Below are 22,205 nucleotides of genomic sequence, written 5' to 3'. Positions count from 1 at the left end.
AGATTAACGGATTACTTAATCGGCTTGTATACAGCTTACTGCCTCAACTTGTTCATGCTGAAGGAGAGGATAGTTTTGTTTTTTTTCTATCCTCACTAACTATATCGGAAAACAATAGTATTTATTCGGCTAAATTTGCCCTGGAATGATGGAAATTTCTTCTAAAGTCAGATATGCCTTGTTAGCGCTGCTAGAACTAGCTAGATATTACGAGCGGGGAGAGTACTTGCAAATTGAACAAATTGCCAATGTTCAGCAAATACCAGATCGCTATTTAGGACAACTTTTAATGATACTGAGGCGTTCTGGCTTAGTCCGTAGTCAACGGGGAGCAAAAGGGGGTTATCTACTGAGTAAACCACCACAACAAATCACACTGTTAGAAATTTTGACTTGTTTAGACGGTATAAATACTCATGAAAAATTTCAGAAACCGGAGTTTTCAACTATGGAAAATATGATTATTGTGGGAATTTGGGAAGAAGCGGCAGGTGCAGCGATCGCAGTTTTTGAAGGTTATACTTTACAGGATATGTGGGATAAAAGACAGCAGGTACAACAGATTCAACCCATGTACCATATTTAGCTGCCTGGTTTGAGTCGATGACGTGTAGTTGGACGTATCGACTCAAGTCGTTGGCCAAAACTATCTCATCCTCAGCATCAGAGGCTTTGTTAATTTGCCCACGTTCGCAGCATATTGCTATCACATTAAAAACGAACGAGCCAGGAAAAAACTAGCAATAGATTTAGCATCTACTGGTTCTCCTTCACGAATGGCTTTTTCTAGTTCTTCGGGAGTCAGCAACACTGTTTCTATATCTTCATCGTCGTCTTGTTTTGGAGGTATCTCCAACTTTTGCAAATCTCGTGCCAAAAAAGCAAAGATAATCTCATCGGAATAGCCAGGAGCTAGAAAAAACTCTCCCAACTTATCCCACTTATGAGCGCGGTAGCCAGTTTCTTCCTCAATTTCCCTTTGTATAGTTTCTAAGGGATCTTCATTGGGTTCTAGAGTTCCTGCGGGAAATTCTAACAACCTGCCCTGTATGGCAAAACGATACTGGCGTACAAGCACCAGTTTACCCTCCGGGGTAACGGGAATAGCAAGAGCGCCACCTGGATGACGAATACACTCCCACTCGCCTTCCGATTTGTTAGGTAAACGCAAGCGATTGACTTCAAAATTAAACTTGCGTCCTTTGTGGAACAAGCGTTGTTTCAGCAGCTGTGGTAATTCTCTACCTAGTGGCATAGTAAGATTGTATGGTCTGCGAATACACAGAATATATACTGTAGCTTTTTTGTGTAATCAGTATCTTTCTGTTTTTAAGGATGGTAATTCTTATTGCTCTTAACTAAATGTACATCACAAGTGTCTACGTCTTGGAGAAGATCTTGAATTACCCGTTGGGAAACTGGTTCTATCCAATCGGGGGCAATTTCTGCTAGTGGGACTAAGACAAAAGCTCGTTCGGACATCCGGGGATGGGGAATCTGAAGATTTGGCTGATCTACGATTATGTCATCGTATAACAATAAATCTAAATCTAATGTTCTAGGACCCCAACGTTCTTGACGCACACGCCCAAACTTTTGTTCAATTGTTAACAAAGTCTCTAACAATGCTTGAGGGAATAATTGTACTTTTAAGATGGCACAGCCATTCAAGTAATCCGGTTGGGGTGGACCGATGGCTTTTGTTGTATACCAACTAGATTTGGCTTCGAGGATAATGCCTGGGGTTTGGGCTAAAGTCTCTAGAGATGCTTCTAAGATTTCTTGGGTATCACCCATGTTACTGCCAAGAGCAATAGCACTTCTCTTAGAAACGCTATGCAATCGCCACAATTTTGTAGACAGAGTTGCGCTCTCTAGGTTGGCGGGGATCGCTGTTTGTTTATTGGTTGCAGGTGTTTCCAATGGTTTTTATATTCCCCGAAATTATTTAATAATCGGAAGAAAGCACGTTAACTAACAGGTTGCGAAAAAACCAGAAGTCAGTACTGAATTAAGTTGATTATTTATGGGATATTATACTAGCACTAAGGTTTGAGGCTAACGCCAAATCAGGTCATGATATGTATGTGGCAACGACTTTGAGCAACAGTCAACAAATACAAATAACTGTGACGAGGAGAAACTGCTTTTGCCACTTGGGAATCATCACAAAAAAGAGGAGTCCAGACATGACAACTTACCACAGACCATGTTGGTGAAAGCAAAGCAGTTACTGAGCCAGATGACAAACATATCATCTGAGATGGTTGCCAGGATTGGTAGGAGCGATAAACCCTTTTATCGTCGGATTTGGTTTTGGACAGGTTTGGGTTTAGGTGGCGGAATTATTGCTTTTAGTTACGGGATAGGTTCTATAGATCGTTCTTTACCCGATAAAGCTGAACTGAATGCGGTAGTGCGAGAGCAAACACTGACTATTAAAGCTGGTGATGGCACTATTCTTCAACAGCAAGGAGAAGCGACGAGGGAACAACTGAAGCTAGAACAAATACCAGATAACTTAAAGAAAGCTTTTATTGCTTCAGAAGACCGAAGATTTACACAGCACAGCGGGGTAGATACTCAAGGTATTATCAGAGCCGTTGTGAATAATTTGCGATCGCAAAATGTGGTGGAAGGTGGTAGTACCATCACCCAACAGGTAGCGCGAATTCTCTTCCTCACCCAAGAACGGACTCTCTGGCGCAAACTCAAAGAAGTCCGTTTGGCTCAAAAAATTGAGCAAGAATTAACCAAAGACCAAATTTTAGAACGTTACCTGAATCTGGTTTATTTGGGTTCTGGAGCCTACGGTGTGGGAGATGCCGCCTGGGTATATTTTAGTAAATCGGTAGATCAACTTACTTTGTCAGAAATGGCAACCATCGCCGGACTAGCCCCCGCTCCCAACATCTACGCCCCAGATAAGAATCCCAAAGCGGCAATAGAGCGGCGAAATTTGGTTTTGCAGCGGATGCAGGAAGATAGGGTAATTACACCAGAACAAAGACAGGCTGCAATTCAAGAACAACTGACTGTTAACAGTAGTTTACCCAAACGGTTGCAAGTCGATTTCCCTTACTTTACTACCTACGTTCAGCAGGAATTGCCTAAATATGTTTCTGCCGATGTATTAGCAGGAGGAGGGTTAGTAGTAGAAACAACCTTAAACCCCAATTGGCAAAAAGCAGCCGAAGAGGCAGTTGCCAAAACTTTAAGAAATCAAGGTAGATGGGAGAATTTTAAAGAAGCAGCTTTAGTAGCCATAGATCCCCGCAATGGTGAAATCCAAGCAATGGTGGGTGGTAAAGACTTTAGTAAAAACCAGTTTAATCGAGTTACTCAAGCACAACGGCAACCAGGCTCGACATTTAAGGGTTTTGTCTATGCGACTGCGATCGCTACAGGTAAGAGTCCCTATGACAGCTACTTAGATCAACCTTTGGTAGTAGATGGTTATGAACCAAAAAACTACAACGAAAAATTCTATGGCTGGATGAACCTCAGAGATGCCCTAACTCGCTCCATCAACACAATTGCAGTCAGGGTATTAATCGATGTAGGATTTGATCCAACCATTAAACTTGCCCATGAGATGGGAATTAAATCCGAACTTAAGCCGACTTATTCTTTGGCTCTCGGTTCAAATGAAGTTAATCTCCTGGAATTAACCAGTGCTTACGGTTCTTTTGCCAACCAAGGATTACATACAGAAGTTCATGGCATTCGTCGGATACTGAACCGTCAAGGTCAGGTAATTTGGTCTGCTGATTTCCCTTCTAAACAGGTCTTGGATGCTGATAGTAGCGCCATTATGACCTGGATGCTACGCAACGTAGTCTCACAGGGAACTGGTGCCGCAGCCCAATTAGATGATAGACAAGTTGCTGGGAAAACAGGTACTTCCGATGAATCCCGTGATTTATGGTTTATTGGTTATATTCCTCAAGTTGTAGCAGGGGTTTGGCTAGGTAACGATAATAACCGCCCTACCTATGGTAGCAGTAGCAGCGCCGCTTATACCTGGCATGAATTTATGGAAAAAGCGGTGGAGGGTATGTCTGTAGAGAAGTTTCCTGCTCGTCCCAAGTTGGAAGATCGCAAAGGGACAATTACAGCCAAGCCCATCAAACCGAAAAAACTTGTCAATGTCTCGGTTTCTAATAACGATGAAAAAGCAGATGAGGATAATACCAGCAATTCTGATTCATCTAGGAGACGCAGACGCAGAAGACGCGATACTCAAGTAGAAGAGCAGTCATCGAACTATACCCCAAGACGCAGAAGACGTTACCAACAACAACAAGAAGATACCACTCCTAGAAGAAGACGCGATCGCTCTCAAGAATCAACCAGTAATTCTTCTTCAGAATCATCTCCTCGTTCACGTCGGCGCAACAGAAGCGGAAATAATGGTGCTTCTAATTCTTCACCTGCGGTAAATAATGGTTCTTCTTCCTCTCAACCTTCTTGGCGGGAGAGACTTAAACCAGGTGCTTCTTCTTCTGAATAATTAAAATATCCCCCTCAACATCTTTTTCCACCCTCAAATGTCAAGTATTTCCAGCTAGAGGGGGATGTAAGTGATAAGCTCGTTTTATACTTTGTTAAGAAGTGTTACCTCAAAGTAGGAGAATATACTCGTGCATTTATTACTTGAATCAGCAGCGCCTGCTGCCGCAGGCCCACATTTCCCATTAGCTTTTACTTTGGTGTATGTAGTTGGTTTTATTGCTGCTGTCACCATTGGCTCAATTGCTTGGTACAACTCAAAACGTCCCGCAGGCTGGGAAAGCAAAGATCGTCCTGACTTTGTACCCAAAATTGACAAAGAGTAAGGTTTGGTGATTGGTAATAGGTAATAGGTAATTGGGAAAAATTTATTACCCATTACCTATTTACCCATTACCTTAATTTTGAACCTCAACCCAACGACGGTAAAGCTTTTGAATTTGTCTAAGCAACCCCATATGAGCCGAGTGGCTTGACTCATGAGACTTGCTTAACTCCTCCAAGGTTGTTAGCAGTCTGGCTTCTTCAATTCCTACTTCACCGTCACTGTAAATTAAGCCACTGATGGCTTCAATTAAATTTTCACAATCTTCCAAACTAGGGCAATCGCCTAGATACTCCCGGACCCATTTATAACACTCTTTTGGCTGTACTGGAACTAATTCATACAACCAAGGCTTAATTTCCGGATCGTTAGCCAAGCCTTTAGCCTGGGCTATTTCCCGTAAATACTGCCTTTCTTCTGGCTGGATTCTGCCATCAATCCAAGCGGCTCCAATCAGGATTTTAACTAAGTTTTTTACATTAGAATGAGTAACCATTGCTGCCTCCTCTGGTAGATTGCGGCTTCAATCAAATCGTACAATCGTTAGCAGTATTCACTCTGAATTATTGGTTTTTCTTAAGCGCACCATGAAAAAGCCATCCATATCCTGTTGATGAGGCCAGACTTTCAAACAGCCTGAAGGCCTACTATAGGCAGAGTATGGTAACTCCAGCTTAGTAGGAGGCTCAATTTGCCAAGCCGGATAATCAGCTAAAAACCTGGAAATTACTTCCTCATTCTCGGTAGGATGCAGTGTACAAGTTGCATAAACCAGAAATCCACCTGATTTGACAAAATTAGATGTATGTGATAGAAGACCAAACTGGAGTTGCGAGAGTTCCTTGACAGATTCTGGTGTCTGTCGCCAACGCGCATCAGCATGACGGTGCATAGTTCCCAAACCAGAGCAGGGGGCATCTAGTAATACACGGTCAGCAGTTTGGTAAAATTGTGGTAGATTACGACTGTCACCAGTGCAGATTTCAATAGATTGTAAATTCAGACGTTGAGCATTTTCTTTAAGTTTGCGTAGCCGAGAAGCAGTTTTGTCACAAGCCCAAACCTTGCCCCTATCTCCCATTAACTCAGCAATATGAGTGGTTTTACCTCCTGGTGCAGCACAAACATCAATCACCACATCACCAGGTTTTGGGTCAAGCAAATGACCAACTAATTGAGCGCTACTATCTTGGACAGTCCACCAACCTTCACGGAAACCAGGTAAATTTTGAATTCCGCCAGTATTACCAATTAACCGTAAAGCTTGAGGTAAATGGGGAATGCGACTCACCAAAACACCAGCAGAATTAAATGCTGATTCGACTTCTTCTAAGGAACTGCGAAGAATATTTACCCGCAAATCAATAGTTGGCGTTTGATTCATCCATTCACAGAGTTTTTCCGTCTCCTCAAAACCCAATTGTTCTAACCACACCTCAATTATCCAGTCAGGAAAACTATATAAAATACCCAACCGTTCCACCGGATTTTCTGGTAATTTCAAAGGGTCTGGTGATGTTTCAGCAAGACGTAAATACTGACGTAACAACCCATTGACAAAACCTGTGAGTCCAGAAAAAGCATTTTCTTTTGCTAGTTCAACGGTAGTATTCACAGCCGCAGAAGCCGGTATTCTTTGTTGATAACGTAGTTGATAAAAACCAAGATGTAAGATAGTACGGAGGTCTGGTGGTTGCTTCTGGGCTTTTTTGGTAGCGATTTGGTCAATCAGAGTATCTAGGGTGCGTTGTCTTCTCACACTGCCATAGACTAATTCTGTCATCAGGCGACGGTCATGATCGGGTAACTTTACTTTTTGCAACACACGATCTAGTGCAACATCAGCATAAGCACCTTTGTGAACCTCTCTGAGAGCAATAAAAGCTAATTGACGGGGATTTGTCATGATTATGATAGATTCAAGAATAGAATATTAAAAATACAGCGAATTGTAGGTAACTTAAGTACAAAATAAAAGTTAAAAACCATGCATCAACACGGTTTTACTTATGTAGGACTTGCTGAAAAAGTCTTTTGGTTAGGGCTAGGAGTCAGGAGTCAGGAGTCAGGAGTCAGGAGGAAGAATTAGAAGAAGAGAAGAATAGTCTTGAATCTGGTCAAGTAATAGGTTTTTGGTAGTTCCAACGCTTATTCCTTGCACCTGATTCACCTTTTTAACCTTCAAACTCTTGATATATCTAAGTTTTAGATTTAATCAGCAAGCCCTATGTAGACTTTTCTTTTGTATTGAGACTTGTCAAGTCTAACACGCTATGGCATGAAGTTAAAATTCCCAAAATTGTTATTTATTGGCTATGATCGAAGTCAAAAAATCAGTAACTGAAATTGGATTTAGATTACCATTTAATCTTTTTGAACAAGTAAAAGAATGGGAATATTCTATAGATCAACTCGTATTTGAAGAACAATTAGAAACAGGTTCTTTTAAAGGTAAATTTCGAGTTAGTCCAGCTATTTTACAGATGATGCAGATGGCACAAGAACAGGGAAAAATTATGCCCTATTATGGTGCCGGAGGAAGTAGTGGAGCTTGTATTTATTCTTTTCAAATCAAAGATGATAAATGTAACTTTCAAGTGCGCCATTCAGTAGCAGGTGAAGTTTTAGTTCTTGATTTAGAAATCAAGAAATTAGACCCTATTGAACCTCTGGTAAGAAAGACAGAAATTCAGTTTTCAATTTTACCATACGTCACTGACGAACCACTAGAACAACCTTGGACTGGTGAAAGAAACCAAACACTTATCTGTAAAATTTTTGATCAAGAATATGAAAATTTAAAACAATGGCAAAACTGGGTAGATGAAGAAGCTTTAACATCAAGATATATTTATCAATTTGGACAAGTGAGTATGGGAGCAACAGGTTTTTCTATCAAAGTTCAAGATACTAAAACCGGAAATATTGTTGATATTACTGACTATGACGATTGGTAGTTTTTTAGACAATTTTTTCAGATTCCCGACTTCCCTCAGAAGCCGGGAGGTGTTTTAAAGATTCATATAAGGGTCTATACTGTTGAGTTCAAACTCACAGGCTCTAGAAACTACTTCTAGGGGTAATTTATCAAAACTGACTAAGGGTAAATAAGAAGGGTTACTTGTCAATTCCTGCGCTAATAAAAAACCGGCAATTGTCCAAGTTTGATATTTCCTGGCTTGTTTACCAATTAGTCTCCCCTTTTTGCCATCATAATATTCTGGCCATTCATCTTCACTCAGTCTGGCTTTAGCAATTTCAATAGCTTTTTCTGCTAAATGTGGTTTCTTGGTTTTTACAGATGCTGCTGCTAACATCCACATCAAAACAGGCCAGCTACCACCATTATGATATGACCAAGGTATGTTTTTCGGATCACATCCTGTTACAACTCTATATTCTTCACCTTGTAAAGCGGGATAACAGATTTTCATCGGCATATCTGCTACTAAATCATCCCATCGTTTTTCAATGAGATTCATAATTGCTTGAGACTGTTCTTCAGTAGACAAATCAGAAATTATCGCCATCAAGTTTCCCAGAGTAAAGAAACGAGGATCTAACTGTGATGGACCGACATTTCCAGCGAAATAGCCGCCTTTTTTGGGTAGCCATTTGTCTAATTCATCATAATGCAAAGAATCTGCATAAATATTGAAAAGATTGACGGCTGCTTTACCATATTCTTCACCTTTAAAGCGATAAATTGCATTCAGACGATTAATATCTATCCAATAATGCTGACGAATATGACCACACAATAGAGGCAATCGATTATCAATGGCTTCAACTATATCTTGATTGCCTTTACAAATTAGAAGTTCCCTGGCTGCACGTAAAGCCGCAAAAAATAGAACTTGAATTTCTAGAGGATGTCCATAAATACCCATGCGTCTATCTATCATACACGCGCCATCAGGAACTAATAGCGTTGGGTACATATCAAAACGATTAGCCAAACAGATATCCATAATTAACCTAATTCCTGTTTGGAATTCAGGTTGATAAGCAAGGGAAGAATCGTTAGTAGCGACTACATACGCACGCAATAAAATCAGCCACCATAAACAAGAATCAACAGGTGTGACTCTCGCAATAGCGTGTTCACCAAAATCAGCTTCTAAAAATTCTTCCCCATTTACAGAAACTACTTTGAAACTAGCTGGAATCAATCCTCTACCAGGTTTATAAGCATCTAATGCCTTTTCTTTAGGCTGTAACTTTAATGTTTCTTCTAGGAAATTTTTGACAATATCTGTTCTGCCTCTAATCAAAAAAATTAAAGCGGAAGAGACAAAATCACGGACGAAGCATTGGTCATAATTAAGAGATTCTACAGAGGGATCATAAGCAGCTAAAGTACCTACTGGAAGACCTTTATAGTAGAGAATTGAATTCTCTAATGCTTGCCATGCTTCATTTTCTATATTTTTACTTGTGTCTAATTTGTTTAGTTGCATTACCAGACTAACTCCATTTACATAGTACATTTGTTGGGAGTAGATGCACCTTTAATTATTCTTTATGCCATTTTCATCATAACTTTGAAATAGCAAATATCAATGCAGTCAAAATACTAAAACTCAGGCAATATCAAGGCATGACTGCGTAATATTCAGCAGCTTTTTCAATTACTAAAAATACACAACCTTGTGTGTATACTCTCCTAGAGTATAGTATATATACTTAATCAGGGATTGGCTATTGAGATGAAAAAAAATATTATTCCCCTACAGACTAACAATTTATAACGTTTTTTACGAATATGCAATATAAACGGTTAAACAATGGGGGATTAATACTGATGAAGGTATATATATACTACACTAATAGCTATTTCAAAATAGAGCTTATAGTAGCAAAATCCTAAAATCTTTATTGCTTTGTTGATCAATTAGGTGTGCTTAATTGCTGCTGAAACTTTTGATATGCCTGATTAACTGCTTGCATGGCAGTTTTAGCACTGACAGAACTGTTAATATCAGGATGATATAATCTGGCTAATCTCAGGTAGGCAAGTTTTACGTCTTTAGGATGAGTTTTGGGTTCTACACCTAAAATTTCCCACCATTCTCCTGTTAAGGATAAATTATCACCGCTTTGAACTTGTCGCCAAATCTTGATAGTTCCACCTTTACCGCCACTAATCAACATTTTACCATCGGCGCTAAAAGCTAGGGGACTAAATCCAGAAAGAGTTTCTAATAATTCCCCAGTTTTGATATTCCAAAGATTAATAATTCCATCTTGACTACTACTAGCAATAATTTTACCATCTGGGTGAATAGCAATAGCAGAAATAGCCGTTGAGTGTCTTTTCAGAGTGCAGCGTAATTCCCCAGTCTGGAGTTTCCATAATTTAATTGTCTTATCTGCACTACCACTAATTAGAGTTTGATTATCTGGAGTAATTGCTAGTGTATTTACTGCTGCTAAATGCTGATTAATAATATAGCGGTTTTCACCAGTTTGCAAATTCCAAATCCTGATAGTTTGATCAGCGCTGCTACTAACAAGGGTTGTACCATCACGACTAATAGCAACAGATAAAACTGCATCCGTATGTCCGTTTAAAGTGCGTTTAACTGATCCTGTGTAGCTTCCCCAAATTCTAATAGTTTTATCTGTACTAGCACTAGCAATAATATTACCATTATGACTATAAACAACTGCATTGACAAACCCATTATGACTATAGGGAGAACTTAAATAAGAGAACGTGCAGTTATATTTTTTTGTTTCTAATAGCCAACTGCTGATTTTGCGATCTACACTCCCACTAATTATCTGTTTTCCGTCGGGACTAATAGCCACAGATAACACAGCTTCAGCTTGTCCAGAAAAAGTATAAAGCCATTTTCCGGTTTGCAAATTCCATAAATTAACTTGTCTGTCATTGCTACCACTAACTAACGTTTTGTTATCAGGATGAATAGCTACAGCATTAACTGTGGCTGTGTGTCCCTTCAAAGTTTTTACACATTGCCAAATTCCCGTTATTTGAGGAGTTATCGTTAATATTTTTGGTTTAATTTGTGGAGGTTCAACATTTATTTTAGCTTTTAATTGTTTTAACTCCTCCTCAACTTCTAAAGCTGTGAATTTGGCATTAAGATCATCACCAGATAACTCTAGTAATGCTTCATTATAGTAATCATTTTGTAAAACTTTTTCCTCCATGCGTTCAAAAAGGTGCATGGGAGTTTCTTTAAATTCAGAATCATCTAATAATTTAGCCACACCATAAGCAGCAAGTCCTAAAACCGCACCAATTCCCGCCATTGGTACTGTACCAATACCAAAAGCTAAACCAATTTTAGGCGCAACAAATCCTATTCCACCAACAACACTGAAAACGCCAACACTACCAACAGCACCTATACCCATTGCACCAAAGGCTACTGTATCTCCTTCCGTGATTCCTTGAAAAGCGCCATAAGCAGCAGCACCAACAACAGCACCCGCAGCGGTTACAGAAGCAGCACCTATTCCCACACCGCCAAAGCTTCCAGCTATTCCGATTCCACCAACTATGGAGGAAATACCCGCACCTGTTAGCGTTCCAGTGGTGATGAATGCTGCACCTGTTTGGGATGTTGGTTTCATGCTTATTATCAGAATCAGGATTTATAGGATTTAAGGATTTACAGGATGTTTATATCTGTGATCTAATAATCTATCATTTCTGATGATAGCATTTACCTAGTAAATATGTAAAAATCAGAAAACACCGGACTTCACAAAAACTCACTATGATAGTTACTATTTATAAATGGAGTTTAGATAATTATCATTCTCTGAACTTTTTATTAATCAGTTCCACCCCAAGTCCACACGGGATTACCTTTTTTTATTCCCTGTTTGAGAACTATTAAGGGATATTCATTAGGATCAGAACCACCCGCTAAATCAAGAATAAAATAAACTTTTCCCTTAACAAAATGCAGCCTTAGATAATTAGTATTTCCAGTATATTTTTCTCCATCAATTTTGGTTATTCCAGCAGATGCAAAGCATTTGGCATATTTTGGTTTTAATGTTCCTACCCATGTAGTACTAAAGCTATTATTTGCACTGATAGAAATATTATTGGCATATTCGCTCAAATTCACAAAGCCGTCGGTAGCAAAACCACCTTCTCGATAAGGTTGGGGAGTTTCAGTAGCAATAACTTTCTGTGGACAACTATGTTTTTGCTCGTTTTCACTATAAACTTTGAGTTCGATTTTATTTGCTCCCTTTTGCGCTTGGACGTTAAAGGAAGGAAATAGGGAAAGTAAAAGAATACTTGTTCCTATGGTTAAAGATTGGGTGGGAACATTACGCATGGAGTTATTAAATGTGTTTGTAAGTTTATTTGCGGTGTAATACTTTTTCAAAGATTACGGTTTTATGATAAAATACAATACCAAATTTTACTTTATTTCTGTTTCATCAACTAGCTGTAAAACACTTTTATACAAAGGTTCAGCAACCCAAAATCCTGCTTTATTAATAAGATCATCTAACAGAGGTTTAACAGTAGAAATCAAACCTTGACTTTTCGCTTCTACTAAAATTCCTAAAATTCCGGTATAATTAAGATTGAGTCTAGCAGCAATCATGCGGCCTCGACGTTCATCAATTAAAACCTGTTCTGCTTTCATTTCTAAAGCTAAAACAATGGCCTCTGCTTCCCCGATATCAAGTTCACTACTAAGTGCTTGAACCATTATCCGATCTTGAACTGCACGAGTTTGAATCCAAGTAAAAGTTTGTACTTCTTTTGCACCCGCTACGGGAAAATCAGGATCAGTTAATTCTTGATAAACAGCTTCAGGAATTAGGACTGTTCCGTAAAGCTGTTGTAACAAGTGAAGATGGTTAATAGCTGCAAGATTATTGATAGGTGAAGTATCGCTGACAATAATCACAATCTACCCATCTCCTGTAAATTTTTGATATCTTGTTCAAAATCCTCAACTCCGTAATGCACTGGGATTTGATGACTTGCGAGTAAATGCTGAAATGCTATACGATTCATACCAGCAAAGCGACTAGCTTGAGCAAGAGTTAACTTTTCTTTTTGAAAGAGCATAATCGCAATTTCTCGCTTCATTTCCTCTTCATTCATGCGAGTTGTGGTTAATATTTCATTAGGAATGACTACGCTCATATTTATAATCCTCTAAACCACTATTATTATAATTTATTTTAATAAATCAAGACCGCCAAGAAATTCATTTCATAGCTAATATCAAAATTCAGCTTTAGCTGAATGAATATTGATATTTATGCAATCTATTTTAAGATATACAATTGTTACATACTTTCATTTAATAGAATATTATTTATTCATCAGGATATTTTTATCAAATTTCTATTTGCTATTCCATTTCTCTATAGTTGGTCTATATAACCAATTATTAAGTTTTTCTTCACTAACAAAACCTTTCAAAGAAGGATCTGGCCAAATATGTAGTTTATCCAAGCACCCAACCTGTTGAGCAGCTATTTCAATATCATTCCATTGTTTAATAAAAGTATCTGCCCAAGATTGTCTACTCATAATCGATTTAGCAAAATCAAGACCAGCAGCTAACATTCTTTTGCCATTTGTTCCTCTAGCATTAATTGGTTCCCAAAAAATTACTTCTGGGTTAATTTTCATAAATTGATCTAAATTAAACTTAAAATTTTCTAAAGTCATCATAGGAGGAGTTGGAGCCATAGCTACATATAAACGACATTTGGCTTCATATCCTTTTTGCAGTGCTTTATATCTATCCGATGATAAAGGTGCTTGTGGTTCAATTCTTTTTAGTAGTTCATCATCTATACAAGGAATACTCATTCCTATAGAAATGTTTGGATGAGTCAAAAGATCCAAATCATTTTGCCATAACAAGCCACGAGTTAAAATTCTTACGTTTTTATTGTGTTTAATTAAAACTTCTATTGTTCTACGAGTAATTTCTGCTGTTTTTTTATTTTGATATGGATCTGTTCCAGAGCAAAGTAAAATTACTCCTTTCCCGGAAGGTGTTTTTTCCCATTTCCTTTTTCTTGTTAATATTTGATCTAATTTTTCAGGAACTTCCTCTCTAATAAATAGATACTTACCCCAGTCTAATTGAGGATTTTCGACACCTTTTTGACGTAATTTTTTTTGTTGAGTTCTAATACTTGGTGTTGAAGGAACGTAGCAAAATGTACATCCATGTAAACAACCAGAAGCAATATTAACAACATAGTCACATAGACTTTTTTTGTTTAAAGCACTTTTTTGCAGTGGATTAATTATTTTTTCCGTTCCAGTAATCATGATTTTATTATATGTTATATGTTAAGTTGTGTATTAAAAATTATTTATGATATATAATCACGCATATTAAATAGAGTTGGTTGTGGTGATATTTTAATTATATCCCCATTTTCTAATTTTTGACTATTTGTTTTTTTTCCTTTCCTAATGACTTCTATCTCTTTAGCTTCTCTTAATAAACTAAGATATTCAAAATATTGTTGTCTAGTTGCTGGATTTATTTCCATTGTTTTATTGCATAAATCTTTAAAGGAAATCCCATCTGGATTATTATGTATAATTTTATCTAAATTTTTACTTAATCTATTGATGCAAGCTGTTTGACTATCTTGATTAATATCTAATTTTAAATCCAACTGATTATCTTCATAAAATAATGCTGCTTTAAATCCAAATCCATAAATATCATAGTGATATTGATAGTTTAAATTATTAAATTTCCAGCTACCATCTTTCATTACTTCCAAAGCTCTTAAATGACTACAAATATGAAATAAATAATATAAAACTCTATCATTATTATTAGGCATCATAGCAAAACTAATGATTTTTCTAGCATTACCTCTATTTCTAAATAGTCTCATGAATTCATTTCTAAATTCTGCTTGTTCTCCAAATGTATTTAATGTTTGAAAGTGATCAAGATCAAAATAGCCATCTGTTTCTAAGATTTTTGCAAAAGTTTCTCTTGCTTGCCATTTTGGATCATAAATAAATCTTTTAATGAAATCAACCATAAATGTATAGATAATTTCTGATTTTTTGAGACTATTGATTTTTCTAAAACTTTTCATAGAAACATCAGACCACCCAAAGGGATCAAGAATAAATAGAGAATGACCCTTTCTGTTGTCAGCTTGAAAAACACAATAATTCACTTGACTCTCAAATTCATCATTAATAAACTCACACTGTTCTATCAATTCACCAAATTCACTTTTAAACGTGTGTTGTTTTTCATCCGATAATTGTTCTAATTCTGCTTGAGACATTGCAATATTTTTTAAACATTCTAAATGTTCTTTTTTCTTATCTATAAAGATAAACTTAATATTTAAAGGATAAGTTCTTTTTGATTTTAAATAACCTTCTCGAACAGCTTGAATTAAACGAATAGGTGAACCAAACCAAAGACTATGAGAGTCCTTGTCATTGTAAATACCTCCTCCACAAAAACCATCAATGAAAGTAAAGTTTGTAACGCCTCGCTGACCTGTTCCGTAAAGCGTATAAATTAAATCGGTTACATATTGCTCTGTTAGTAGATGTTTAGTTTTTGTGTGTTGTTCCACATCAGGAATTTCTTCACCATTAGCAGACCACTTGGTATCAGAATTACTCACAATTGATTATCCTTTTTTACAATTAGTACAATTTGGTTTAAAGTTATTTGCGATCTTTTAAGACATAATTATACAAGTTCTAGTATTGAATGTGTATAAAAAGTAATAGTATTCATCTTTTTTTACATATTTGTACTTTTATATAAAAAAACTCTTATCCAACTCAAAACGCCAACTTCACATCCCTAACGGTAAGGTAATAAAAGCCATATTTAGTAAAAATAAACAAAATAAATGACATCCATAGAATCCCACAAAAAAGCCAAAGCCCTCAAACCCGGAAGCGTGCGCCCCGCCAAAGAACTTTGTAGCGAATGCGGACTATGCGACACCTACTATATCCACTACGTCAAAGAAGCGTGCGCCTTCATCACCCAAAGAATAGACGAACTAGAAACCACCACCCATAACCGCCCCCGCAACCTAGAAGACGAAAACGAACTATATTTCGGTGTTCATCAAGAAATGATGTCCGCCAGAAAACAACAACCCATAGAAGGCGCACAATGGACAGGTATAGTTAGCAGCATAGCCATAGAAATGCTTAATCGTGGCTTAGTGGAAGGCGTAGTTTGTGTCCAAAACACCAAAGAAGACCGCTTTCAACCCATGCCCATCATCGCGCGAACCACCGAAGAAATACTAGCAGCAAAAGTAAATAAACCTACCCTATCCCCCAACCTATCCGTATTAGAACAGATAGAAAAATCAGGAATGAAACGGTTATTAGTGATTGGTGTAGGTTGTCAAATCCAAGCATTACGCGCCGTAGAGAAAAAACTCGGTTTAGAAAAACTCTATGTCCTCGGAACACCATGCGTAGATAACGTTACCCGCGCTGGACTGCAAAAATTCCTAGAAACCACCAGCCGTTCCCCCCAAACAGTCGTCAGTTACGAATTCATGCAAGACTTCCGAGTCCACTTCAAACACGAAGACGGTTCAGAAGAAACAGTACCCTTCTTTGGCTTAAAAACCAACGTCCTTAAAGACATCTTCGCCCCATCTTGTATGAGTTGCTTCGATTACGTCAACTCCCTAGCGGATATAGTCGTTGGGTATATGGGCGCACCCTACAAATGGCAATGGATAGTAGTCAGAAATGATACAGGAAAAGAAATGCTGGAACTGGTGAAAGACCAACTTGATACCCAGCCAGTTATGTCTCAAGGCGATCGCAAACCCGCTGTACAACAAAGCATACCAGCTTATGACAAAGCCGTTACCTTACCGATGTGGGCAGCAAAATTGATGGGAGTAGTGATAGATAAAATTGGACCCAAAGGACTGGAATATGCGAGATTTTCCATAGATTCCCACTTTGCGAGAAATTACTTATATGTGAAGCGGAATCATGGGGAGAAGTTGGCAGCCCACGTACCGGAGTTTGCGAAACGGATAGTGGGACAGTATAAGTTACCGGAATAGATTCTCACGCAGAGGCGCAGAGACACAGAGAGTTTTTAGAGACCGTTTACTACTCGTGTGATGCCGTCTTTGATGAGTGGGACGTTAAAGTTGATTAGTAGTCCGACTTTCTTATTAGCAAGGCGTAGATAGGTTAATAGTTGCTTTTTGTGTACAGGATGGATAGTTTCCACTGATTTGAGTTCGACAATCACCTTGTCTTCAACTATCAAATCAGCCCGGAAACCCTCCTCCAAAACCACACCCTCATAGATGATGGGAATAATTACCTGTCTTTCCACCTCCAACTTTCGCCTCCTTAACTCAACATCCATCACCGTCTCATACACCGACTCCAACAAACCAGGCCCTAAAGAAGTGTGAACCTTGTAAGCCACATCAACAATAACTCCCGAAATCTCATTCTCAATCATACTCTCTGTGCCTCTGCGCCTCTGCGTGCAAAAATCTTAATTCATGCCTCCCCCACAGCCTCAATAGCTGCCTGTAAAGCTAGAGATACATGAGTCCAATGCGTCCCTCCCTGGCAATAAACCACATAAGGTTCTCTCAATGGACCATCTGCCGATAACTCCAACGTACTCCCCTCAATAAATGTCCCCCCAGCCATCACTACCTGGCTCTCGTACCCCGGCATATCATCGGGTATGGGGTCTAGATAAGAACCAATGGGTGAAGACTGTTGGATGGCTTTACAGAAGGCAATTAGCTTTTTAGCAGAACCAAGTTTAATCGCTTGGATAACATCTCCTCTGGGTGCTAAAGGTGCAGGATTGACTGGATAACCAAGTTTGTCAAATACATAACCTGTGAGGTAAGTTCCTTTCATGGCCTCACCTACCATCTGGGGTGCTAAAAATAACCCTTGAAATAAGAGGCGATTTTGATCAAAGGTAGCACCTCCAGCACTACCAATACCAGGTGCGGTTAGGCGACAAGCTGCTGCTTCTACTAAGTCAGCCCGACCGGCAATATAACCACCAGCACTAACTATTGTCCCCCCAGGATTTTTAATCAATGACCCTGCCATTAAATCAGCACCTACGGCTGTGGGTTCTTGGGTCTGTATGAATTCGCCGTAGCAGTTGTCTACAAAGCAAATGGTGTTGGGATTTTGCTGTTTGACTATATGGACTATTTTTTCAATATCGCTAATCGACAAGCTAGGCCGCCAAGAATAACCGCAGGAACGCTGGATTAACACCAACTTAGTATTATCAGTAACGCTAGTGTTTAATGCTTGCCAGTCTACTGTTCCTTGAGAACTTAACTCCAATTGTCGATAATTTATGCCAAAATCAATAAGGGAACCTTGGCCTTGTCCTCGCAAGCCAATCACCTCTTCTAGTGTATCGTAGGGAGAACCAACCACTGCTAACATTTCATCCCCAGGACGGAGTACACCAAACAGCGCACAGGCGATCGCATGAGTTCCCGAAACAAACTGCACTCGCACCACCGCAGCCTCGGCAGCCATCACTTCGGCAAATACTTTATCTAAGGTTTCTCTTCCTAAATCATCGTGTCCGTAGCCACTTACGCCTGCGAAATGGTGTGCGCCTACTCGGTGATGACGAAAGGCATCTAATACTCGTTTAAGATTATGCTTGACCTGAGCGTCAATACCAGAAAAAATCTCTAATAGTGCCTGTTCTGCTTGCCGCAGCTGCTCTAAGCTGTTCATCGTTTCCTCATCCAAAAAAATAAAATATAAATATGCGGATTTTAGGATCGCGCAGATTAGGCTGAACAATTTCTATTCAGGTTACTGCATGACAATTGCTACTTCTAAACCTCAAGTTAACTGGGTTAACACCCTATTTTTCGTTGGACTCCACGTCGGCGCTCTGTTCGCTTTAGTTCCTAGTAACTTTAGCTGGAACGCCGTTGGTGTTGCATTATTTCTCTACTGGGTGACTGGTGGTTTAGGCATTACCCTCGGATATCACCGTCTTGTTACCCACCGTAGTTTTCAAACACCCAAATGGTTAGAGTATGTCCTAGTTATTTTTGGGACATTCTCCTGTGAGGGCGGACCGATTGAGTGGGTAGGTACACACCGTATCCATCACTTGCACTCGGATACAGAAAAAGATCCCCATGATTCAAATAAAGGTTTCTGGTGGAGCCATATGGGCTGGATGATTCATTTCGCTCCGGCTCACGATGAAGTTCCCCGTTTCACCAAAGACATTATCGATGACCCAGTTTATCAGTTTTTACAGAAAAATTTCATTTTCTTACAAATTGCTTTGGGTTTAGCACTATTTTTCTTAGGTGGCTGGTCTTTTGTTGTTTGGGGAATTTTCTTTCGTATTGTTTGGGTTTACCACTGTACCTGGTTGGTTAACAGTGCTACCCATAAATTTGGCTATCGCAGTCATGAATCTGGTGATAGATCCACTAACTGCTGGTGGGTAGCCCTACTAGTATTTGGTGAAGGTTGGCACAATAACCACCACGCCTTTCAATACTCAGCCCGTCATGGCTTAGAATGGTGGGAAATTGATATGACTTGGATGACAATTCAATTACTGCAATTACTGGGCCTAGCTACAAATGTAAAGCTGGCAGACAGAAAGCAGTAACTCAATACTATTAAATAGTCACATAGTCAATAGTCATACGGTTAATTATTTATTGACTGGCGATTATTGACTGTTGGCTTGTGGAGATTAATTCATTTTCTCCAGACACTACAAAATTTTTTCTTCATTTCGGAAATTTTTAGCAAATTTTTTTTGTCCGTGCGTTACGGTAACTTAGCTTGCTATAATCCGAAGAATTAATGTTACAAAACTTTGCGACTAGTTACTTTTTAGTGACTTTGTAGGGGATTTTGTTCTTTTTCAGGTATTCATGACTACAACAATTAACAGCCAGATAAATAACGTCTCTACTGACTTTGGTAATTCCCAACTGAAACTTAAAGATATTATCAAAAGTCTGCCAAAAGAATGTTTTCAGAAAAATCGTCGCAAAGCTTGGACACAAGCCATACTTAGCCTCTTCATGGCTGGCTTAGGCTACTTCTTTCTAGCAATTTCTCCGTGGTTCCTCTTACCTCTAGCCTGGATTTTTACAGGAACTGCTTTAACAGGTTTTTTTGTGATCGGACATGACTGCGGTCATCGTTCATTTGCTAAACGTCGTTGGGTAAATGACTTAGTGGGGCATTTCTTTATGATGCCTTTAATTTATCCCTTCCATAGTTGGCGCATTAAACATAATTATCACCATAAACATACAAACAAGCTGGATGAAGATAATGCTTGGCATCCTATCAGACCTGAAGTTTTTCAAAGTTGGGATAAAACCAGACAGTCTGCGTTTGTATTATTTATGGAGAAACGCCTCTGGTGGGTAGGTTCTATTGGACATTGGGCAGTTGTACATTTTGATGCACGAAAATTCCAACCAAAAGACCAATCTAGCGTCAAGCTTTCTGTAACTGTGGTTTTGCTATTTGCAGCAATTGTTTTCCCCACACTCATTGCTACAACTGGTATTTGGGGATTTATAAAATTCTGGTTTATACCCTGGATGGTTTACCATTTCTGGATGAGTACATTCACAATCGTTCACCATACAACCGCAGATGTTCCCTTTACAACAGCTGATAAGTGGAATGAAGCTTTAGCGCAGCTATTTGGTACAATTCACTGTGATTATCCTCGGTGGGTAGAAATTCTTTGCCACGATATCAACGTTCACGTTCCCCATCATATTTCTACTGCTATTCCTTCTTATAATTTGCGCTTGGCTTATAGCAGTATTAAAGAAAATTGGAGCATTTATCTACATGATGAGTGTAAGTTTTCTTGGTCTTTGATGAAGCAAATTACAGACGAATGTCAACTCTACACAACTGATGTGGGCTATAAGACTTTCTCAGAACATTACGCAGGTTAATAAATTAATAATTCAGGATGATAGTTAGGAATTTAACTTTTATCCTCTTGAATTTATTTATGGCAATTCTCCACGCAGAAATAGTCTGAGGGAAATTGCCATCTTTCACCTGATTTTAAGTTAGGCAAGTCTTAAAAATTTCCCCAATTTGGCATAGATTAAGGTAATATCAATTACCAACGAAATAAGTTTCGCTTTACATCAAATTACCAAATCCAGTGCAACTAGATACAATCAATCTCAACAAATCAGATAGCTCTGAATCATCTGAGGAAACTACTAAGTTACCCTTTACTCTTCAGGATTTAAAAGCTGCAATTCCTGCTGAATGTTTTCAGCCTAGCGTGACCAAATCACTCTATTATTTTTTTCGTGACATCTTGATTATTGGTCTGCTTTATGCAGTTGCTAATTATCTAGATTCTTGGTATTTTTGGCCAATTTTCTGGGTAATGCAAGGAACAATGTTTTGGGCTTTGTTTGTAGTTGGTCATGACTGTGGACACCAATCTTTTTCTAAGCATAAATGGTTGAATGATTTAGTTGGTCATCTCTCCCATATTCCCATTCTAGTTCCTTATCACGGTTGGCGAATTAGTCACAGAACTCACCACAAAAATACTGGCAGCTTGGAGAATGATGAAAGCTGGTATCCCATATCTGAATCAGAGTACAATGCGATGCCCTTATTACAAAAAATAGGGCGTTTTTATGTGTTCTTGTTGGCTTATCCAGTGTATTTGTTTAAGCGTTCTCCCGGTAAAGAAGGGTCTCACTTTTCACCCAGTAGTCCGCTTTTCAAGCCTTCGGAAAAATGGGATATCATTACTAGCACCACACTCTGGATTGGCTTTGTAGCTTTGTTAGGTTTCCTCACCTATCAATGGGGTTGGATGTGGTTGTTAAAATACTATGCTGGTCCATACATTGGGTTTATCATTTGGCTGGATTTGGTGACATTTTTACACCACACTGAGCCGGGAATTCCCTGGTATCGTGGGGAAGAATGGACTTTCCTAAAAGGTGCAATTTCTAGTGTTGATAGAGATTACGGTTTTATCAATCATATCCATCACGATATTGGTACTCATGTTGCTCACCATATCTTCCTCAATATGCCTCACTACAATTTGTTGAAGGCAACTGAGGCGATTAAACCAATTATGGGTGAGTACTTCCACGAATCAAAAGAGCCTGTTTGGAAGTCTTTATGGCGTTCTGCTGTCAGTTGTCATTTTGTTGCAGATACAGGAAGCAAGGTTTATTACACTTCACATAATCAGTAAATTGTCTTCCAATTTCCCTACAGACTAGAAGTGTGGGTTTATATAAATGAAGTCCGCCCCGGCGGACTTTTTTTTGTTTAAAATTGTCTACTTTA

General features: G+C 38.7%; 21 protein-coding genes. 8 read left to right on the top strand and 13 right to left on the bottom strand.

All coding sequences use genetic code 11. The features are described 5' to 3' along the window. Positions 1 to 145 precede the first annotated feature (145 nt). Complete coding sequence (locus H6G68_RS16045; RefSeq protein ID WP_339327869.1) at positions 146 to 586, top strand: RrF2 family transcriptional regulator; 441 nt, start codon at positions 146 to 148, stop codon at positions 584 to 586. 120 nt (positions 587 to 706) lie between these two features. Here H6G68_RS16045 and H6G68_RS16040 read toward each other — a convergent pair whose 3' ends face one another. After that, a complete protein-coding gene (locus tag H6G68_RS16040; protein ID WP_190907537.1) occupies positions 707 to 1,255 on the bottom strand; it encodes an NUDIX hydrolase in 549 nt (182 codons plus the stop codon). A gap of 74 nt (positions 1,256 to 1,329) precedes the next feature. Next, positions 1,330 to 1,863, bottom strand: coding sequence for a 2-amino-4-hydroxy-6-hydroxymethyldihydropteridine diphosphokinase (folK, locus tag H6G68_RS16035; protein WP_190907575.1), 534 nt, complete (start codon positions 1,861 to 1,863; stop codon positions 1,330 to 1,332). Between the two features lie 346 nt (positions 1,864 to 2,209). On the opposite strand from folK, the gene H6G68_RS16030 reads away from it, so the two are divergent. Next, positions 2,210 to 4,513: a transglycosylase domain-containing protein gene (locus H6G68_RS16030; protein WP_190907574.1), complete on the top strand. Its 2,304-nt coding sequence runs from the start codon at positions 2,210 to 2,212 to the stop codon at positions 4,511 to 4,513. A gap of 130 nt (positions 4,514 to 4,643) precedes the next feature. Then, a complete protein-coding gene (gene psb35 / locus H6G68_RS16025) occupies positions 4,644 to 4,838 on the top strand; it encodes a photosystem II assembly protein Psb35 (RefSeq protein WP_127054427.1) in 195 nt (64 codons plus the stop codon). 72 nt (positions 4,839 to 4,910) lie between these two features. On the opposite strand, the gene H6G68_RS16020 is transcribed toward psb35, so the two are convergent. After that, a complete protein-coding gene (locus H6G68_RS16020) occupies positions 4,911 to 5,333 on the bottom strand; it encodes a tellurite resistance TerB family protein (protein ID WP_190907536.1) in 423 nt (140 codons plus the stop codon). 57 nt (positions 5,334 to 5,390) lie between these two features. Beyond that, a complete protein-coding gene (locus tag H6G68_RS16015; RefSeq protein WP_190907535.1) occupies positions 5,391 to 6,743 on the bottom strand; it encodes a 16S rRNA (cytosine(967)-C(5))-methyltransferase in 1,353 nt (450 codons plus the stop codon). A 409-nt stretch (positions 6,744 to 7,152) separates the two neighbouring features. Between H6G68_RS16015 and H6G68_RS16010 the strand changes: the two genes are divergently transcribed. Next, positions 7,153 to 7,794: a hypothetical protein gene (locus H6G68_RS16010; protein WP_190907534.1), complete on the top strand. Its 642-nt coding sequence runs from the start codon at positions 7,153 to 7,155 to the stop codon at positions 7,792 to 7,794. A gap of 54 nt (positions 7,795 to 7,848) precedes the next feature. Here the strand turns inward: H6G68_RS16010 and H6G68_RS16005 are convergent, their stop codons facing one another. The 7 genes from H6G68_RS16005 to tcmP form a co-directional block, all read right to left on the bottom strand. Further along, positions 7,849 to 9,297, bottom strand: coding sequence for a glycoside hydrolase 100 family protein (locus H6G68_RS16005; protein ID WP_190907533.1), 1,449 nt, complete (start codon positions 9,295 to 9,297; stop codon positions 7,849 to 7,851). Between the two features lie 430 nt (positions 9,298 to 9,727). Next, the gene (locus H6G68_RS16000) at positions 9,728 to 11,443 is read right to left on the bottom strand and encodes a DnaJ domain-containing protein (protein WP_190907532.1); all 1,716 of its coding nucleotides are present in this window, start codon (positions 11,441 to 11,443) and stop codon (positions 9,728 to 9,730) included. A 203-nt stretch (positions 11,444 to 11,646) separates the two neighbouring features. After that, positions 11,647 to 12,165: a hypothetical protein gene (locus H6G68_RS15995; RefSeq protein WP_190907531.1), complete on the bottom strand. Its 519-nt coding sequence runs from the start codon at positions 12,163 to 12,165 to the stop codon at positions 11,647 to 11,649. Positions 12,166 to 12,252: 87 nt separating this feature from the next. Continuing rightward, positions 12,253 to 12,750 (bottom strand): PIN domain-containing protein, encoded by a 498-nt coding sequence (locus H6G68_RS15990; protein WP_190907530.1) that lies wholly within the window; start codon positions 12,748 to 12,750, stop codon positions 12,253 to 12,255. Then, complete coding sequence (locus H6G68_RS15985) at positions 12,747 to 12,992, bottom strand: UPF0175 family protein (RefSeq protein ID WP_190907529.1); 246 nt, start codon at positions 12,990 to 12,992, stop codon at positions 12,747 to 12,749. The genes H6G68_RS15990 and H6G68_RS15985 overlap by 4 nt, the downstream gene beginning before the upstream one ends. Before the next feature lie 204 nt (positions 12,993 to 13,196). Further along, positions 13,197 to 14,141: an SPL family radical SAM protein gene (locus H6G68_RS15980; protein WP_190907528.1), complete on the bottom strand. Its 945-nt coding sequence runs from the start codon at positions 14,139 to 14,141 to the stop codon at positions 13,197 to 13,199. Positions 14,142 to 14,185: 44 nt separating this feature from the next. Beyond that, positions 14,186 to 15,484 (bottom strand): three-Cys-motif partner protein TcmP, encoded by a 1,299-nt coding sequence (gene tcmP / locus H6G68_RS15975; protein WP_190907527.1) that lies wholly within the window; start codon positions 15,482 to 15,484, stop codon positions 14,186 to 14,188. 234 nt (positions 15,485 to 15,718) lie between these two features. On the opposite strand from tcmP, the gene H6G68_RS15970 reads away from it, so the two are divergent. Continuing rightward, on the top strand, positions 15,719 to 16,912 hold the full coding sequence (locus H6G68_RS15970) for a Coenzyme F420 hydrogenase/dehydrogenase, beta subunit C-terminal domain (RefSeq protein ID WP_190907526.1): 1,194 nt from the start codon (positions 15,719 to 15,721) through the stop codon (positions 16,910 to 16,912). A 35-nt stretch (positions 16,913 to 16,947) separates the two neighbouring features. Here H6G68_RS15970 and H6G68_RS15965 read toward each other — a convergent pair whose 3' ends face one another. Further along, on the bottom strand, positions 16,948 to 17,325 hold the full coding sequence (locus H6G68_RS15965) for a GxxExxY protein (RefSeq protein WP_190711856.1): 378 nt from the start codon (positions 17,323 to 17,325) through the stop codon (positions 16,948 to 16,950). A gap of 41 nt (positions 17,326 to 17,366) precedes the next feature. After that, positions 17,367 to 18,596 carry a methionine gamma-lyase family protein gene (locus tag H6G68_RS15960; RefSeq protein ID WP_190907525.1) on the bottom strand — a complete coding sequence of 410 codons (1,230 nt, stop codon included), beginning with the start codon at positions 18,594 to 18,596 and terminating at the stop codon, positions 17,367 to 17,369. A gap of 88 nt (positions 18,597 to 18,684) precedes the next feature. Between H6G68_RS15960 and H6G68_RS15955 the strand changes: the two genes are divergently transcribed. The 3 genes from H6G68_RS15955 to H6G68_RS15945 all read left to right on the top strand — a co-directional run bounded on the left by H6G68_RS15955 (position 18,685) and on the right by H6G68_RS15945 (position 22,110). After that, entirely contained in the window at positions 18,685 to 19,500 is an 816-nt protein-coding gene (locus H6G68_RS15955) for an acyl-CoA desaturase (RefSeq protein ID WP_190907524.1), read from the top strand. A 271-nt stretch (positions 19,501 to 19,771) separates the two neighbouring features. Next, complete coding sequence (locus tag H6G68_RS15950) at positions 19,772 to 20,824, top strand: fatty acid desaturase (protein WP_190907523.1); 1,053 nt, start codon at positions 19,772 to 19,774, stop codon at positions 20,822 to 20,824. A gap of 218 nt (positions 20,825 to 21,042) precedes the next feature. Beyond that, positions 21,043 to 22,110 (top strand): fatty acid desaturase, encoded by a 1,068-nt coding sequence (locus H6G68_RS15945; RefSeq protein ID WP_190907522.1) that lies wholly within the window; start codon positions 21,043 to 21,045, stop codon positions 22,108 to 22,110. The last annotated feature ends 95 nt before the right edge of the window (positions 22,111 to 22,205 follow it).

The sequence above is a fragment of the Anabaena catenula FACHB-362 genome (assembly GCF_014698735.1).
GTDB classification, from domain to species: domain Bacteria; phylum Cyanobacteriota; class Cyanobacteriia; order Cyanobacteriales; family Nostocaceae; genus Anabaena; species Anabaena variabilis_A.
This window is presented reverse-complemented; position numbering and strand designations above follow the sequence as displayed.

Coding starts and splice junctions, on each gene's coding strand:
- H6G68_RS16045 (WP_339327869.1), top strand. CDS start 146: ATGATGGAAATTTCTTCTAAAGTCAGATATGCCTTGTTAGCGCTGCTA.
- H6G68_RS16040 (WP_190907537.1), bottom strand. CDS start 1,255: ATGCCACTAGGTAGAGAATTACCACAGCTGCTGAAACAACGCTTGTTC.
- H6G68_RS16030 (WP_190907574.1), top strand. CDS start 2,210: ATGTTGGTGAAAGCAAAGCAGTTACTGAGCCAGATGACAAACATATCA.
- H6G68_RS16020 (WP_190907536.1), bottom strand. CDS start 5,333: ATGGTTACTCATTCTAATGTAAAAAACTTAGTTAAAATCCTGATTGGA.
- H6G68_RS16015 (WP_190907535.1), bottom strand. CDS start 6,743: ATGACAAATCCCCGTCAATTAGCTTTTATTGCTCTCAGAGAGGTTCAC.
- H6G68_RS16010 (WP_190907534.1), top strand. CDS start 7,153: ATGATCGAAGTCAAAAAATCAGTAACTGAAATTGGATTTAGATTACCA.
- H6G68_RS16005 (WP_190907533.1), bottom strand. CDS start 9,297: ATGCAACTAAACAAATTAGACACAAGTAAAAATATAGAAAATGAAGCA.
- H6G68_RS16000 (WP_190907532.1), bottom strand. CDS start 11,443: ATGAAACCAACATCCCAAACAGGTGCAGCATTCATCACCACTGGAACG.
- H6G68_RS15995 (WP_190907531.1), bottom strand. CDS start 12,165: ATGCGTAATGTTCCCACCCAATCTTTAACCATAGGAACAAGTATTCTT.
- H6G68_RS15985 (WP_190907529.1), bottom strand. CDS start 12,992: ATGAGCGTAGTCATTCCTAATGAAATATTAACCACAACTCGCATGAAT.
- H6G68_RS15980 (WP_190907528.1), bottom strand. CDS start 14,141: ATGATTACTGGAACGGAAAAAATAATTAATCCACTGCAAAAAAGTGCT.
- H6G68_RS15970 (WP_190907526.1), top strand. CDS start 15,719: ATGACATCCATAGAATCCCACAAAAAAGCCAAAGCCCTCAAACCCGGA.
- H6G68_RS15965 (WP_190711856.1), bottom strand. CDS start 17,325: ATGATTGAGAATGAGATTTCGGGAGTTATTGTTGATGTGGCTTACAAG.
- H6G68_RS15960 (WP_190907525.1), bottom strand. CDS start 18,596: ATGAACAGCTTAGAGCAGCTGCGGCAAGCAGAACAGGCACTATTAGAG.
- H6G68_RS15955 (WP_190907524.1), top strand. CDS start 18,685: ATGACAATTGCTACTTCTAAACCTCAAGTTAACTGGGTTAACACCCTA.
- H6G68_RS15950 (WP_190907523.1), top strand. CDS start 19,772: ATGACTACAACAATTAACAGCCAGATAAATAACGTCTCTACTGACTTT.